The 15,055-nt window shown below is 62.4% G+C and carries 11 protein-coding genes and 1 tRNA gene; 6 read left to right on the top strand and 6 right to left on the bottom strand.

All coding sequences use genetic code 11. The annotated features are described in order from the left end of the window. Positions 1-43 precede the first annotated feature (43 nt). The 3 genes from secDF to SAZ10_RS19595 all read left to right on the top strand — a co-directional run bounded on the left by secDF (position 44) and on the right by SAZ10_RS19595 (position 4,056). Positions 44-2,596 carry a protein translocase subunit SecDF gene (gene secDF, locus SAZ10_RS19605; RefSeq protein ID WP_318611033.1) on the top strand — a complete coding sequence of 851 codons (2,553 nt, stop codon included), beginning with the start codon at positions 44-46 and terminating at the stop codon, positions 2,594-2,596. A 2-nt stretch (positions 2,597-2,598) separates the two neighbouring features. After that, positions 2,599-2,988, top strand: a complete 390-nt coding sequence (locus tag SAZ10_RS19600) for an Mth938-like domain-containing protein (protein WP_318611032.1) — start codon at positions 2,599-2,601, stop codon at positions 2,986-2,988. A 258-nt stretch (positions 2,989-3,246) separates the two neighbouring features. Then, the gene (locus tag SAZ10_RS19595; protein ID WP_318611031.1) at positions 3,247-4,056 is read left to right on the top strand and encodes a phytoene/squalene synthase family protein; all 810 of its coding nucleotides are present in this window, start codon (positions 3,247-3,249) and stop codon (positions 4,054-4,056) included. A 44-nt stretch (positions 4,057-4,100) separates the two neighbouring features. On the opposite strand, the gene SAZ10_RS19590 is transcribed toward SAZ10_RS19595, so the two are convergent. The 3 genes from SAZ10_RS19590 to SAZ10_RS19580 form a co-directional block, all read right to left on the bottom strand. After that, on the bottom strand, positions 4,101-4,547 hold the full coding sequence (locus tag SAZ10_RS19590) for a hypothetical protein (protein ID WP_318611030.1): 447 nt from the start codon (positions 4,545-4,547) through the stop codon (positions 4,101-4,103). A gap of 161 nt (positions 4,548-4,708) precedes the next feature. Beyond that, positions 4,709-6,118 carry a methylenetetrahydrofolate--tRNA-(uracil(54)-C(5))-methyltransferase (FADH(2)-oxidizing) TrmFO gene (trmFO, locus tag SAZ10_RS19585; RefSeq protein ID WP_318611029.1) on the bottom strand — a complete coding sequence of 470 codons (1,410 nt, stop codon included), beginning with the start codon at positions 6,116-6,118 and terminating at the stop codon, positions 4,709-4,711. A 568-nt stretch (positions 6,119-6,686) separates the two neighbouring features. After that, positions 6,687-6,827, bottom strand: a complete 141-nt coding sequence (locus SAZ10_RS19580; protein ID WP_318611028.1) for a DUF1127 domain-containing protein — start codon at positions 6,825-6,827, stop codon at positions 6,687-6,689. A gap of 403 nt (positions 6,828-7,230) precedes the next feature. Here SAZ10_RS19580 and SAZ10_RS19575 point away from each other — a divergent pair. From SAZ10_RS19575 to SAZ10_RS19565, 3 genes are all read left to right on the top strand, one after another. Next, positions 7,231-7,315 (top strand) — tRNA-Leu (locus SAZ10_RS19575). A gap of 185 nt (positions 7,316-7,500) precedes the next feature. Next, complete coding sequence (gene tig, locus SAZ10_RS19570; RefSeq protein WP_318611089.1) at positions 7,501-8,940, top strand: trigger factor; 1,440 nt, start codon at positions 7,501-7,503, stop codon at positions 8,938-8,940. A 162-nt stretch (positions 8,941-9,102) separates the two neighbouring features. Then, entirely contained in the window at positions 9,103-10,980 is a 1,878-nt protein-coding gene (locus SAZ10_RS19565) for an ABC transporter ATP-binding protein (protein WP_318611027.1), read from the top strand. 60 nt (positions 10,981-11,040) lie between these two features. Here SAZ10_RS19565 and SAZ10_RS19560 read toward each other — a convergent pair whose 3' ends face one another. From SAZ10_RS19560 to map, 3 genes are all read right to left on the bottom strand, one after another. Further along, positions 11,041-13,140 (bottom strand): hypothetical protein, encoded by a 2,100-nt coding sequence (locus tag SAZ10_RS19560; RefSeq protein WP_318611026.1) that lies wholly within the window; start codon positions 13,138-13,140, stop codon positions 11,041-11,043. A 140-nt stretch (positions 13,141-13,280) separates the two neighbouring features. Continuing rightward, a complete protein-coding gene (gene radC, locus SAZ10_RS19555) occupies positions 13,281-14,030 on the bottom strand; it encodes a RadC family protein (protein ID WP_318611025.1) in 750 nt (249 codons plus the stop codon). Between the two features lie 36 nt (positions 14,031-14,066). Continuing rightward, positions 14,067-14,894: a type I methionyl aminopeptidase gene (map, locus tag SAZ10_RS19550; protein ID WP_318611024.1), complete on the bottom strand. Its 828-nt coding sequence runs from the start codon at positions 14,892-14,894 to the stop codon at positions 14,067-14,069. Positions 14,895-15,055: the final 161 nt, after the last annotated feature.

The raw sequence follows: 15,055 nt of genomic DNA, 5'->3' as shown, positions 1-15,055 counted from the left end.
ATTCGCGGCGCCCGGAGTCGGCCGCCTGACCTGAAAGACGCACATGCTCTATTTTTCGCGCTGGAAAGCCATAGCCGTCTGGGTCGTGGTCGCGCTCAGTGTTCTGTTCGCCTTACCGAACCTGATCCCGCAGCATGTTCTCGCCACCTGGCCGTCCTGGGTGCCGAAGAAACAGATGACGCTCGGCCTCGATCTGCAGGGCGGGTCGCATATCCTGCTCGAGGTGGCGCGACAGGATCTCATCAACGAGCGGCTGAACGCCACGCGCGATGAAATCCGGACCAAGCTGCGCGACGCCAAGGTAGGCTATACCGGCCTGGCTGCAAGTGGCCGCACAGTGCAGGTCCGCATCCGTGACGCTGTCGACATCGAGAAGGCAAAGGATGCGCTCAAGGACCTTCTCGCCCCTGTGTCGGCTGGCGTGTTCGGCACGACAACGGTGCATGAGCTGAGCCTGGAGGAGCCGGAGCCGGGGGTCCTGAAATATACGCTTACCGACCAGGGGATCGACTATCGCGTCAGCACCGCTGTAACGCAGTCCATCGAAGTTGTCGGACGACGCGTCAACGAACTCGGCACGACCGAACCGATCATTCAGCGTCAAGGCAACGACCGTATCCTTGTACAGGTGCCGGGCCTTCAGGATCCACAGCGCCTCAAGGAGATTCTCGGCCAGACCGCGAAGCTGACCTTCCAGATGGTCGATCAGTCCGTGCCGGTCCAGGACGCCATCAGGGGCCGCCCGCCTGCAGGCTCGACAGTGATGTATTCGACCGACGATCCGCCGGTGCCGTATCTCATCGAGAACCGCGTCATCGTCTCAGGCGAGAACCTCGTCGACGCCCAGGCGACCTTCGATCAGCGCACCAGCGAGCCCGTTGTCTCCTTCCGCTTCGACGGCAAGGGCGCGCAGCGCTTCGGGCAGGCGACGCAAGAGAATGTCGGCCGGCTATTCGCCATCATTCTCGACAACCAGGTGATCTCTGCCCCGCAGATCCGCGAGCCCATCCTTGGCGGCAGCGGACAGATCTCCGGCCATTTCACGCCGCAGAGCGCCAATGATCTCGCCGTGCTTCTGAGAGCCGGCGCGCTGCCGGCGACCCTGACTGTTATCGAGGAGCGGACGGTCGGTCCCGGCCTCGGCCAGGACTCCATTCATGCAGGCAAGGTTGCCGGTATCATCGGCAGCATTCTCGTCGTCGGCTTCATGTTTGTAGCCTACGGCTTTCTCGGCTTCCTGGCCAACATCGCGCTCGCCGCGCACGTCGCGATGATCATTGCGGCTCTTTCGCTGATCGGCGCGACGCTCACCCTGCCTGGTATCGCCGGTATCGTGCTGACGATCGGCATGGCGGTCGATTCCAACGTGCTGATCTATGAACGTATCCGTGAGGAACGACGAAACGGGCGTTCGGTGATCCAGGCGATGGATCTGGGCTTTTCGCGCGCCTTGAACACCATCGTTGATTCGAACGTGACCTCGTTCATTGCGACCGTCGTTCTGTTCTACCTTGGCTCGGGCGCCGTAAAGGGGTTTGCCGTCACCTTCGCCATCGGCATCCTGACGACGGTCTTCACCGCCTTCACCTTTACGCGGCTGCTCGTTGCGACCTGGTTGCGCTACAGCCGTCCGAAAGAGTTGCCGCGCGCCCCCGTAACCTTCATACCTCCCGGCACGAAAATTCCCTTCATGGGAATGCGCCGCTGGACGTTCGCACTGTCGACTGTTCTGTCGATAGCTTCGGTCGTTCTGTTCATGACGGTCGACATGAACTATGGCGTCGACTTCAAGGGCGGTTCGCTGATCGAGGTTCAGTCCAAAGGCGGGCAGCCAGCCGACATTGGCGATATCCGCGCAAGATTGTCGCAACTCAACATCGGCGAAGTGCAGGTCCAGCAGTTCGGCGATCCGACGGACGTACTGATCCGTGTTGCCACGCAGGAGGCCGGCGAGAACGCGGAGCAATCGGTCGTCACCAAGGTCCGCGACGAACTGCAGAATCAGTATGATTTCCGTCGCGTGGAGGTCGTCGGCCCTACGGTTTCAAGTGAGCTTGCGCGGCAGGGCACGATCGGAATGCTGATCGCGCTCGTCGGTATCCTGTTCTATGTGTGGTTCCGTTTCGAATGGCAGTTTGCCGTGGGCGCGATCGTGGCCACGGTGCACGACGTGGTCATGACGATCGGCTTCTTCGTAATAAGCGGCATTGAATTCAACCAGTCATCCATCGCCGCAATCCTGACGATCATTGGCTACTCGCTCAACGACACGATCGTGGTCTACGACCGAGTTCGCGAGGATCTGCGAAAATACAAGAAGATGCCGCTGCCGCAGCTCCTGAACAACGCGGTCAACGAAACGCTGTCGAGAACAACGCTCACCTCGGTGACGACGATCCTTGCGCTGCTTGCCCTGGTATTGTTCGGTGGGGAGGTGATCCGTTCGTTCACGCTGGCAATGCTGTTCGGCGTCGTCTTCGGCACGTACTCGTCAATCTTCATCGCTGCGCCGCTCCTGATCCTGTTCAAGCTGAGGCCCGGCCAGGCGGTGGATGAGGAGAAGCCGGCGCCCTCCAGCAAGGCCCTGGCGACATAAGGGTGGGCAAGGGCATCGTGATGCGAGAGGCGCACTTCCCTGGACGTGCGCCGATCGAGGCCTACGGCAATGGCGGCTTCCGCTTCGCCGACATGTCGCATCGCGGCTCGCTCCTTTGCCTGCCCTCCGGCATCTATGGCTGGGAACCGAACGACCCGGCGGCACTTGTCGTCGACGATTTCGATCGTATCTTCGCCGAGGCCGATCAGATCGAGATCCTGCTTGTCGGCTGCGGCAAAGAATTGCGGCCCATCCCGAAGCCGCTCAGGGAAGCATTTCGCACTGCGCGGATTTCTGCTGATCCGATGTCGACGGGCGCTGCGGTGCGCACGTTCAACGTCCTGCTTGCCGAAGACAGGGCTGTCGCCGCAGCGCTGATTGCGGTCGAGTAGCGGTTACGATCGGTCGGGAACGTTGCGCTCTACGGTGCCCCCCTCTGTCCTGCCGGACATCTCCCCCGCAGGGGGGGAGATCGGACTTCCGCTTTGGTTTCGCCAATCGCGGATGCCGGAGATTGGCGAAACCATCGATGACGGCCAATCTCCCCCCTTGCGGGGGAGATGTCCGGCAGGACAGAGGGGGGCGCGACAGAGTGCCAACTCTTCCAATTATTCTGGAAGTCGGCCGTGACTCCCGCCGAGACGCAGGCAATGGAGTCAGTCCGCTCCGCCGACCGTGACCGCTATCTTTCGGTCCTCTATGCACCGCAGGACAAGCGCGCCGCGCTGTTCGCCCTCTACGCCTTCAACGTCGAAATCGCCGCTGTGCGCGATCGCATCCGCGAGCCGTTGCCGGGCGAGATCCGGCTGCAATGGTGGCGCGATGCAATCGCCAACGACGAAGCGCAAGGACATCCTCTGGCCGAGGCCCTGCTCGAAGCGATCCGCCGGTACCGATTACCGCGCAAGACATTCGAGGATTATCTCGAGGCGCGCGTCTTCGACCTCTATGACGATCCGATGCCCGATCGCAACGCACTCGAAGGTTATTGCGGCGAGACCGCATCGGCCCTGATCCAGCTTGCGGCGCTGGTGCTGGATCCGCAGGCCGCGGCGCGAGGAGCGGACGCGGCCGGCCATGCCGGTTGCACGCAGGCGATTACGGGCCTGCTGCGGCTCTTGCCGCAGCACCGCGCACGCGGACAGTGCTTCGTACCGAAGGATATCCTCGCTGCTGCCGGGACGACACCGGAAGAATTCGTTGCCGGAGACGGCGGTCCGGGTGCGGAACGGGCAGTTGCGGCAATGATCGCACTGGCGCGCGAGCATCTAGGCGCCTTCCAGCACGGCGTTCGCGAGTTGCCTCACTCACTGCGCCCGGCGTTTCTATCTGCCGCGTTGTCCGGCGCCTATCTCGACCGCATGGAAGGGCCCGGGTCATCACCGCTGCGTACGGTTGCGACCTTGTCGGAGTGGCGCCGGCACTGGCTTCTGTTCAAAGACGCCAGGCGCGGCTGGTGACACCGGCATGCTCCTGCTGCCCTGACCTTCTGGTCAGATCATGTCTATTGCGCATCTGCGACGGGAGTGCCCCAGGAGGACAAGAGCTGCTGAGTGGAGGTGCGCACCAAGGAATCGTAGACGGCAAGGCTCTGTAGACGTTGCGTGTCGCTGCTGCATTGCCGCACGAAACCGCCGGCATACCAGATGCATCCAAGACGCTCACCCGGCAAGGTGCCCGTCGCCCAATCCTTTACAATCCCGTCGGGAGCGACGCGGAAATAGGCCAGTCGATAACGGGAAGCGACGTTTTCCTTCTGCATGATGAACCCGGCATCGACATTCGTGCTCATCGATTCCACGTTGTCGATGTGCCTATAAATCGTATCGCCACTTGCCAGGCGAGACTGACCAATCATCGGCCCGTAGACAGTGGCGCCTCCCAGGCCCTCGAGCGTCATCTGCGTTTGAGAAGCGATCTGCGCGTAAGGTTTCCCCGTCGCATAACGCATGTAGTTGCGGTCGCCAAACGATTGGAGCTTTTCGGGGGCTCCGCAGCCCGCCATCAAAGCTGAAACCGCGACAAGAAAGCAGAATCGCAGCTGAGACATCTGTACCCCCCGTGCCGGGGCACAGACTATGGCCTCTGGGGCAGGCGGTAAACCTCTGGTTGTTATTCGGCCGCCTGTGCGGCCGCCGCGATACCTAGCCAGGCGCGGCAGTCCGCCAGCGCACGCGCCGTCATCGCCCGCTTCTTGGCGAGCGACTTTTCCTTGCCGCGCAACCTCTTGCCGGCAGTCTTCGGCGCCTCGATCGGCTGGAAGAGGCCGAAGTTCACGTTCATCGGCTGGAAGGAGCGCTTGCCAGGCTCATCGTCCGAGACGATGTGGCCGCCGGTGATGTGGCTCAACAGCGCGCCGAAGGCGGTGGTCGCCGGGGGCAGCTCGACTGAGCGGCCCAGCCGTTCGGCAGCCGCAAAGCGGCCGGCCAGCAACCCGATCGCGGCGCTCTCCACATAGCCTTCACAGCCTGTGATCTGGCCGGCGAAGCGCAACCCGGGACGAGCCTTCAATTGCAGGGACCGATCCAGCAGGACCGGCGAATTGATGTAGGTGTTGCGGTGCAGGCCGCCGAGCCGAGCGAACTCGGCATTCGCCAATCCCGGAATCGTGCGGAAGATACGCACCTGCTCGGCATGTTTCAGCTTCGTCTGGAAGCCGACCATGTTGTAAAGCGTGCCGAGAGCGTTGTCCTGGCGCAGTTGCACCACAGCATATGGTTTGACCGAGGGATTGTGTGCGTTGGTGAGCCCCATCGGCTTCATCGGTCCGTGCCGCAAGGTCTCGGGGCCGCGTTCTGCCATCACCTCGATCGGCAGGCAGCCGTCGAAATAGGGCGTGCCTTCCCATTCCTTGAATTCGGTCTTAGGCGCTTCGAGCAGCGCGTGGACGAAGCCTTCGTATTGGGCCTTATCCATGGGGCAGTTGATGTAGTCCTTGCCTGTGCCGCCAGGCCCAACCTTGTCGTAGCGCGACTGGAACCAGCAGATATCCATGTCGATCGTGTCGAAATGCACGATCGGCGCGATCGCGTCAAAGAAAGCGAGCGCGTCCGTGCCTGTCTTCGCAGCGATCGCTTCGGCGAGTGACGGAGAGGTGAGGGGACCCGAGGCGACGATCACCTGATCCCATTCCGCGGGCGGAAGGCCGGTGACCTCCTCGCGCATGACGGTGATCAAAGGGTGCTCCTCGATGCGGGCGGTCACTGCGGCCGAAAAGCCGTCGCGGTCGACGGCGAGCGCGCCGCCCGCCGGCACCTGGTTCCGGTCGCCCGAATTCATGATCAGCGAACCGGCCAGCCGCATCTCGGCATGCAGCAGCCCGACCGCATTGGTCTCAGCGTCATCGGAACGGAAGGAGTTGGAGCAGACGAGCTCGGCGAGCCCACTGGTCTTGTGAGCTTCGGTACCCCGCACGGGCCGCATTTCGTGGAGCACCACGGGCACGCCTGCTTCGGCCGCTTGCCAGGCCGCTTCGGACCCTGCGAGACCGCCGCCGATGATATGTACGGGTTTGACGCTCATGCGCGGGGAATTAATCCTGGGGCGAGCGAAATGCAAATCAGGAGTGAGGCAATAGGGCAGTAGGGCAATAAGGCAGTAAGGGAACAAGGCACAATTGAGGAAGCCGCCGAAGTTCCTCCCTATTGCCTTACTGCCCTATTGCCATACTGCCCTAAAGCACAACACCCGCCGGGGGAGGAGGTCCGGCGGGTGTCGTTTAGGTGGCCAGCATTCGGGAGGAGGAGAAAGCTGGCCTTATCCGTCAGGGTTTGGGAGGAGGTAAACCCTGACGAAATTCGTCAGATGCCTTAGCAGGCTCGAAAAAACAACACCCGCCGGGGGAGGAGGTCCGGCGGGTGCCGTTTAGGTGGCCAGCATTCGGGAGGAGGAGAAGCTGACCTTATTCGCCAGGGTTTGGGAGGAGGTAAGCCCTGACGAAATTCATCAGATAGTTTTGCGCTCTGCAAAAACAACACCCGCCGGGGGAGGAGGTCCGGCGGGTGCCGTTTGGGTGGCCAGCGTTCGGGAGGAGGAGAAAGCTGGCCTTATCCGCCAGGGTTTGGGAGGAGGTAAACCCTGACGAAATCCGTTAGATGGCCTTGCGCGCGACGGCGGGAATGTCGCTGCGGCTGATGCCGAGGTCGAGGAGTTCGCGGTTCGACAGCCTGTTCAGCTCGCTGACCGTCTCGCGGTAGCGGCGCCAGTTGCGATAGTTACGGATCAGGTTCATTTCGGTACTCGTTTCGTCGTTCGTTCGATCGTGTGTTCGTATGCCGCTGAGATAGGCGCGGCCGGCTCGGAATTGAAGCGCCGATGTTGCATGGCAGCATTGCGTTTTGTGCATTGCAGCATCGCTTGCCGGTCACCCAAATGACACGAATCAAAAGTGACGCGACGTCAGAAGCTTAGCGTGCGCTTCTCATGTGAGCCGGCATGACTATGCGTAAGGAGGTCGCGTGAAGACGGTTTGACTGCCTGGCTGAAGATCGCTTGCCAGAAGTTGTGCGGATATCCCTGTTCTTTTCCGGCTTGCGTCTGCCTAAAAAAGACCTGCTTTGCGGCCAAATTTCCTTTGATCGGGCAAGGGCTGATGATATAGAACGCCGCGCTTTCGGGGGCTGACAGCCTCCGAGGCGGGTGTGGTGGAACTGGTAGACACGCAGGATTTAGGTTCCTGTGGCGCAAGCCGTGGGGGTTCAAGTCCCTCCACCCGCACCACCCTGCTTCGCCGAACCTTCGAAGGGTCGTTTGCGACCCGAGAAGGACTGGAAGCGAACAGGAGTGTGTGGGCTGAATTCTAGCCGGTCAGTCGCACCAGAAGCCACCCCGGCACGACGAACCCGGCAAGGCAGAACGGCGAGGGCCGTGGCCAAGGCGGCATTCGTGGACAAGAAGGTTGAATGATGCAGGTAACCGAGACGCTTAATTCCGGTCTGAAGCGCGAAATCAAGGTGACCGTTCCGGCTTCCGACATGGAAGCCAGGCTTATGAAGCGTCTGTCCGACGTCAAGGACAAGGTACGCATCAACGGCTTCCGGCCCGGCAAGGTGCCAGTACAGCACCTGCGCAAGGTCTACGGCAAGTCCTTCATGGCCGAGGTCGTCAACGAGATCCTCACCAACTCCACCCGCGAGATCATCACCGAGCGCGGCGAGAAGGCGGCCATGCAGCCTGAGGTCAAGATGACCGAGGACGAAAAGGAGGCTGAGAAGATTCTGGCCGGCGGTGCCGATTTTGAGTTTGAGCTCACCTATGAGGTCATACCGGCGATCGAACTCAAGGACACTTCAGACATCAAGGTGACGCGGAAAGTCTACGACGTTCCCGAATCCGAGATCGACGAGCAGGTGAAGAGGGTCGTTGAATCGACCCGCTCCTACGAACCGAAGACCGGCAAGGCGGAAGATGGCGACCGCGTGACGATCGATTTCCTCGGCAAGATCGACGGCGAGGCCTTCGCCGGCGGCGAAGCCAAGGATCAGCCCCTGGTGCTGGGTTCGAAGGAGTTCATCCCCGGCTTCGAGGATCAGCTCGTCGGCGTCAAGGCCGGTGACGAGAAGGCCGTAACCGTGACCTTCCCGGCCGACTATTCGGCGGCGCATCTCGCCGGCAAGGAAGCGGTATTCGAGGTAACGGTCAAGGAAGTCGCCAAGCCCGGCGAGCTTGAGCTCAACGACGAGACGGCGAAGAAGCTCGGTCTGGAATCGATGGAGCGCCTGCGCGAGATCGTGAAGGGGCAGATCGAGAGCCAGTACGGCCAGATGACACGCCAGAAGGTGAAGCGCGAGCTGCTCGATGCGCTCGACGCGACCTACAAGTTCGAGGCTCCGTCCAAGCTGGTCGACGCCGAGTTCAACAATATCTGGAATCAGGTGAACCGGGATCTGCAATCCGCCGGCCGCACTTTCGCCGACGAGGACACCACGGAAGAAGAGGCGCGCGCTGAATATACGCGGCTTGCCGAGCGGCGTGTCCGCCTCGGGCTCGTGCTCGCCGAGATCGGCGAGAAGGCCAGCGTGCAGGTGAGCGACGATGAGTTGCAGCGTGCGCTGTTCGATTCCGTGCGCGGCGCCCCGCCTGCCCAGCAGCAGCAGATATTCGACTTCTACCGCAACAATCCGCAGGCGCTCGCAAATCTGAGAGCCCCGATTTTCGAGGAGAAGGTGGTGGACCACCTTCTCACCACGGTGCAGGTGACCGATCAGTCGGTCTCCAAGGATGAGCTGATGGCCGAAGACGCCGACGAGGCGCCGGGCAAGGCTTCGGGCGAGGCGAAGGCCGAACCCAAGAAGAAGGCTGCGCCGAAAAAGAAGAAGGCGGCTGCCGAGGACGAAGCCGAGTAAGTTGCAATCGCCTCTGCCAATCTTCAGCGGCCGCCTTCGAGGCGGCCGTTTGATTTCATCGGCAGGCTGTTCCGACGCCTCGCAATCGACAACCTGCCGAAACCTTCGAGGGCCAAGCCCGTTCCAACTCAACAGGGTGTCCAAGGGACAACTGGCGGCTGGGTGATACGCAGACAGAAGAAATCTCGGAACAAGGCTGCCGCAAATGGCAGCCTGACGGAAGCCTTGCGGCTAGAGCGGCCACGGCGTCTCTATCAGGCGGTCCGTTTCGCCTTTCCGCAGCGCTACGCGATTGCGATCATCGTCGGCCTGACGCTGACGGTTGCAGCCATCAACGCGATCGAACCGCTGATCATAAAAGCGGTATTCGACGCACTCGCAATTGGCCAGAGCGGGCGCGTTCTGGTGCTTGGCCTTGCGGCGCTAGCAGGGTTTGCAGTGCTGCGCGAGGCGATGAGCGCGCTCGGCAATTGGCTTACCTGGCGCACACGCATCGGGCTCCAATATGCGCTCCTCGAAGCTACCATTGGCAAGCTCCACAAGATGCCGTTGCGCATGCAGCGCAGCGAGGGCATCGGCGCGATCATGACCCGTCTCGACCGCAGCATCCAGGGCTTCACCGACGCCGTCAGCCTCGTTCTGTTCAACGTGCTGCCGTCAGTCCTGTTTCTCGCCATCGCGATCGTCATCATGTTTCAGCTCGACTGGCGACTGGCTCTGGTGGTTCTCGTCTTCGCGCCCGCTCCGGCGTTGGTTGCCTTGCGTGCCGGTCCCGAGCAGACGCGCCGGGAGCGAGCGTTGCTTGATCGCTGGGCACGCATCTACTCGCGCTTCAACGAGGTGCTTTCGGGCATTGTCGTGGTGCGCAGCTTTGCCATGGAGCAGGCGGAGAAAGCGCGCTTTCTGGCCGATGTGTCCGCTGCAAATCGGACCGTGATCCGCGGCGTTGCGGTTGATTCGGGCTATGGGGTGGCAAGCAACCTGGCCGTGACCATTGCCCGGCTATGGGCGATCGGCTTCGGCGCCTATCTTGCCCTGGAGGGCGAGGTGACGATCGGAACCGTGGTTGCCTTCTTGGGTTATGTCGGCGGCCTTTTCGGCCCGGTCCAGGGCCTGAGCGGCATCTATTCCAGCCTCCGAAAAGCGGCCGTTTCGCTCGATGAGATCTTCGGTATCCTCGATTTCCAGGAAAAGCTCGGCGACTCGCCTAACGCCACCGACATTTCCGGGATCCAGGGCGACGTCCGGTTCGAGAATGTTCATTTTCGGTACGAGCAGGACGGGCGGCCCCTCATCGACGGCGTTTCGTTCCGGGTGGCGCGGGGACAGACGCTTGCGGTCGTCGGTCCGAGCGGCTCCGGAAAAACGACCCTGATGGCGCTGCTGATGCGGTTCTACGACCCGCAGCACGGCAGAATCCTGATCGACGGCCGCGACATTCGCACGGTCAAGCAAAGCTCGCTCAGGCGCAATATCGGGGTCGTGCTGCAGGACCCGCTGCTCTTCAACGACACTGTCCGGGCCAATATCGCTTACGGACATCCCGAGGCCAGCCATACGGAAATCCTGGAGGCCGCGAAGGCCGCCTGTGCGCATGACTTTATCGAACGGCTGCCGGACGGCTATGACACCCTGGTGGGAGAGCGCGGTAGCTTCCTGTCCGTCGGGGAACGCCAGCGCATCACGATCGCTCGCGCACTCCTGAAGGATCCGCCGATCCTCGTACTGGACGAGGCGACGTCGGCGCTCGATGCCGAATCGGAGGAGGCGGTCCAGATGGCGATCGAGACGATGCTGAAGGGGCGCACCACATTCGTGATCGCCCATCGGCTGTCCACCGTCGTCAATGCCGACCGCATCATCGTGCTGCAGGACGGCCGCATCGCTGAGACCGGCAATCACCGCGAACTGGTGCGGCAGGGGGGCTACTACGCGTCGCTGGTCAAACGGCAGAGCAGGGGCCTCATCCCCAATGATATCGACCCGTCGACGCGATTCGATGCGACGGTCTATTCCGACATGCCGGCACCGGCGCTGTAGCCCAGCTCGTCCGGGATCGCCGGCCCACCTTCGATGATAGGCGGGCGCGCGCCGGGCGCGCTACAGCTCCAGCGTGAATAGCTGCTGCAGAACGAGATCCTTTTCGCTCCCGGGCCGCTTGCCGACGTCCCAGCCACGTGCACGTCGCCGGGGGCCTCCAGGCCAGGACGAGGTAACCTCGCTGATCTCGAAGCTCTCACCGGACTCGGAGAGCGCCCGGCTCGCGATATCGGTCATCAGCACGGAGCCCGGTCTCGCCAGGGCCTCGAGGCGTGCGGCGCGACGGAGGGGAACTCCGGTGCTGGGGATCGGATGGCCTGCGGCATCGGGCACGGAGCCGACTTGGCCCCAATCCAGCCCGAACCGCAGCTCGCATTGAGGGAAGTGCGAGTTGCGCAAGCTTGCAACGATGCTGCGCAGAGCGCGGATGACGTGGTGCGCGCTGTGGTCGACGATCAGAACGTCATCGCCGCGGGCCACGCTCGCGAACTGCACATGGATGCAAGCGTCCTCCACCAGCCGCCGAAAGAATACAGAGAACGCCTGGGCGGCGCCGGGGTCGGCCATCAACTGCGAATAGCCACGGATGTCGCCCTGGGCCACGAAGCGCATGCCGTCATCGTCGCGCCAAGCGGCGCCGGGTGCTATCAGGTTGCGCGTATCCATGTTGCTCACGAAATCCGGGCTCACCTGCTGAAGGTGGCTGGCGAGCACCGGATGCACCAAATAGGTGGCGCCAGGCGGCAGAACGTCGCGCGTCTTGAACGTCAGGTGGCCGTCGACAGCGATGGTCGGGAAGATCTGCCGAGGCCGCCCGTCGCGCTCGTCGCGAGCGACATGGCCGAGCAAGCCGGCTCGGTAGAGATCCCAGAAAACGTGCACATATCCTTCGGCATCCAGCGGCGGCACATGACCCAGCGCCCGCCGATTATATTCCTCCGAGATCGCGGCGAGCCTCTCGAGCGGCAGGACGTTCCAGCGGATCAGCGGGAACAGCAAGCTCTCGTCGAACCAGACCAGGTGCGGGGCGATCTCGGCGATGTAGAGGCGGCAGATCTCCCGCGCGGCGTCGAGCACGGTGCGCCGCACCTGGTCGGGATGGCGCTGGCTCGCTGGTCGCTGGGCGAGGCGCTCTCCAATCAGCATGAGATCGCGCGGTCGGCCCAGCGTGTGGCGCCAGAGAAAATCCTCGACCGGCTCGATGACGCCGGTGAAGTGATGGCGCAGCGCCCGCGAGGTGGGGCCGAGGAACCGCTCGAACGGCTCCTTGGCGTCCGGCATGGCCAGATTGCGGGTCCGCTCGAGTTCGATGTTGCGCCGGAAAATGGCGGTCAGGGCGTCCCGATCATAGTGAATCACGGAGGTTTGCGAGAGCAGGTTGACCGCGTTCGGCACCCGGTCCCTCAGCGCATTCAATGCCTCGATGCGGATCGCGGCATAGACCTTGACGTGAGGGTTTTGCGCGCGGAGCAGGTAGATGGCCGATACCAGCCCAAGCTGGGCGTGATACCAATAGGACGGCTCGAGCACCCCATGATAAGCCGACCGGCTATCGCGGCTGGCGATGTGGTGAACGAAGAACTCGTCGATATTGTCGATGAAGATCGCGGTTGGACGGTGGATCTGACCGTAGGCCGGCAAGAGCGCCGATTGGAGGAAGCGCTTGGCGGCGAAAAATCCGTTCGGCGTCAGATGCAGCAACTGTGCGAATATCTGGAACGGCGTCAGCAGCCTTGCATCAGTGACGATGTTGCTCAGCGCATCGCTCTCGGGACTTGGCAATGCATCGGGCCCTGACAACTGGGGCCGATGGTGCTTGATGACCGACAGCGCTATCGAGACCTCCCAGACGGTCGCCCAGAAGTCCTGCTCATCGAGCATGTAGGCGACCTGATCGCGGGAGAGCGAAGGAGCAGTCCCCGGGCCGACATCGACCATGGCGTTCTGCGGGATTAGCAGATACCCGCGGTCCTCGTAGCTGTGCCGCTTGTACTTGATCAGCAGGGTCTTGCCGTAGCCTTTGGGCGCCGCGACGATCGTCTTGTTCTTGTTGTCGAAATCGAGAAAGTCCTCGATGGCGGGCGTGCTGAGAATCTGGTCGCGCTCGACCGGTTGATTGATGTCGAGGTCGCGGGCATCAATGATCCATGGCTGCATCATGTGCCAGAACGTCTCCGATGATCGTGCCACGACCCCATGGCGGCATTTGCGGGCCCTTTTGAGGGCCAGTTCAATGTTCTATGCGCGGAAGGGAAGGCAATATCGGAACCTCGGGGCTAAAACCACCCCCGCAGGCGACCTCAGATTAGCGCCAGCCCCTTCATGCTGACATGGCTCTTCTTGCCGATGATGATGTGATCGTGGAGCGCGATGCCTAGTGGCTTGGCCGTTTCCATAATGATGCGCGTCATATCGATGTCGGCGCGTGAGGGTGTCGGGTCGCCGGACGGGTGGTTGTGCACGAGCACGATCGCCGTTGCGGAAAGTTCCAGCGCGCGGCGGATCACTTCGCGCGGATAGACCGGCGTGTGGTCGACGGTTCCCGTCTGCTGCACCTCGTCGGCAATCAGCGCGTTCTTCTTGTCGAGGAAGAGGATACGGAACTGCTCGCGCTCCTCGAAGGCCATGGCCGTGCGGCAATACTCCACCACCGCGCTCCAGGACGAGAGCACTTCCCGGCCTTTGATCTCGCCGCGCGCCATCCGCTGGGCCGCAGCCGCGACGATCTTCAGATCGAGCGCGACGGAAGGGCCGACGCCCTTCACCTCCTGCAACAGCGAGACCGGTGCGCCGAGCACTTCGGCGAAGGTGCCGAAGCGAGCCAACAGCGCCTTCGCAATTGGCTTGGTATCGGCGCGAGGGATCGATCTGAAGAGCAGGAGCTCGAGCAGCTCATAATCGGCAAAGTTGCTCGATCCGGCGCCGGCGAAGCGCTCGCGAAGCCTGTCGCGATGGCCGGCATAGTGCGGCTGAACTTTCGGCTTGGCCTTTGGGAGCGCGGCCGGCGTCAGCTCGCCGAAGAAAGCGCGTTCGTCATTGTCCTCGGCCACGGCTCGCCCCTTACCCGCCCCCGTAGGGCCGCGATGTTAGGACGGAAGGCCAGGCCGGTCGAGCCCTGCCGGCGAGAGTGTGAAGATCTCGCAGCCGGTCGCCGTGACGCCGATCGTGTGCTCGTATTGCGCCGAAAGCGAGCGGTCGCGCGTTACAGCGGTCCAGCCGTCGGAGAGAACTTTGACGTGCGGCCGGCCGAGATTGATCATCGGCTCGATCGTGAAGATCATGCCTTCGCGCATCTCGATCCCTTCGCTCGGGCTGCCATAATGCAGGATATTCGGCGCGTCATGGAAAAGCTGGCCGACGCCGTGGCCGCAGAAATCGCGCACCACGGAGCAGCGCTCGGCCTCGGCATAGGTCTGTATCGCCGCGCCGATCGCACCTGTACGCAGCCCTGGCTTGACCGCCGCGATGCCGCGCATCAGGCACTCATGGGTCACTTCCAGCAAACGCTCGGACGCGCGCTTGATCTGACCGACGGGATACATCCGGCTCGAATCGCCATGCCAGCCGTCGAGAATGAAGGTCACGTCGATGTTGACGATGTCGCCTTCCCGCAGCGGCTTGCTGTCGGGGATGCCGTGGCAGACGACATGATTGATGGAGGTGCAGCAGGATTTCGTATAGCCGCGATAGTTGAGCGTCGCGGGGATTGCGCCGTGATCCATGCCGTATTCGAAGATGAATCGATCGATCGTGTCTGTCGGAACACCGGGCTTGACGATGGCCACCAGCTCGTCGAGGCAGCGGGCGGTCAAGGCGCAGGCCTTGCGCATGGCGGCAAAATTTTCCGGCCCGTGCAGCCTGATCTGCCCGGTATTTCTCAAGGGGGCGGTTGCCGCGTCTAGATAGGTGACCATGAGGAGGTCCGAGGTTTCGATTGAGGGTTGGCGAGTGCCTACCATGTGACACCGAAAGGGCAGGTCTTCAACCCCATCCTGGCTTCGATCGCAAAGGCAGGGGCGGACCAACCGTGCACACCATCGTCGCAGGCACCAACCGCAGCAAAGGTGAGCGGGAC

It is taken from the genome of Mesorhizobium sp. BAC0120 (genome assembly GCF_033542235.1).
Classification (GTDB): Bacteria; Pseudomonadota; Alphaproteobacteria; order Rhizobiales; family Rhizobiaceae; genus JAWRCU01.
This window is presented reverse-complemented; position numbering and strand designations above follow the sequence as displayed.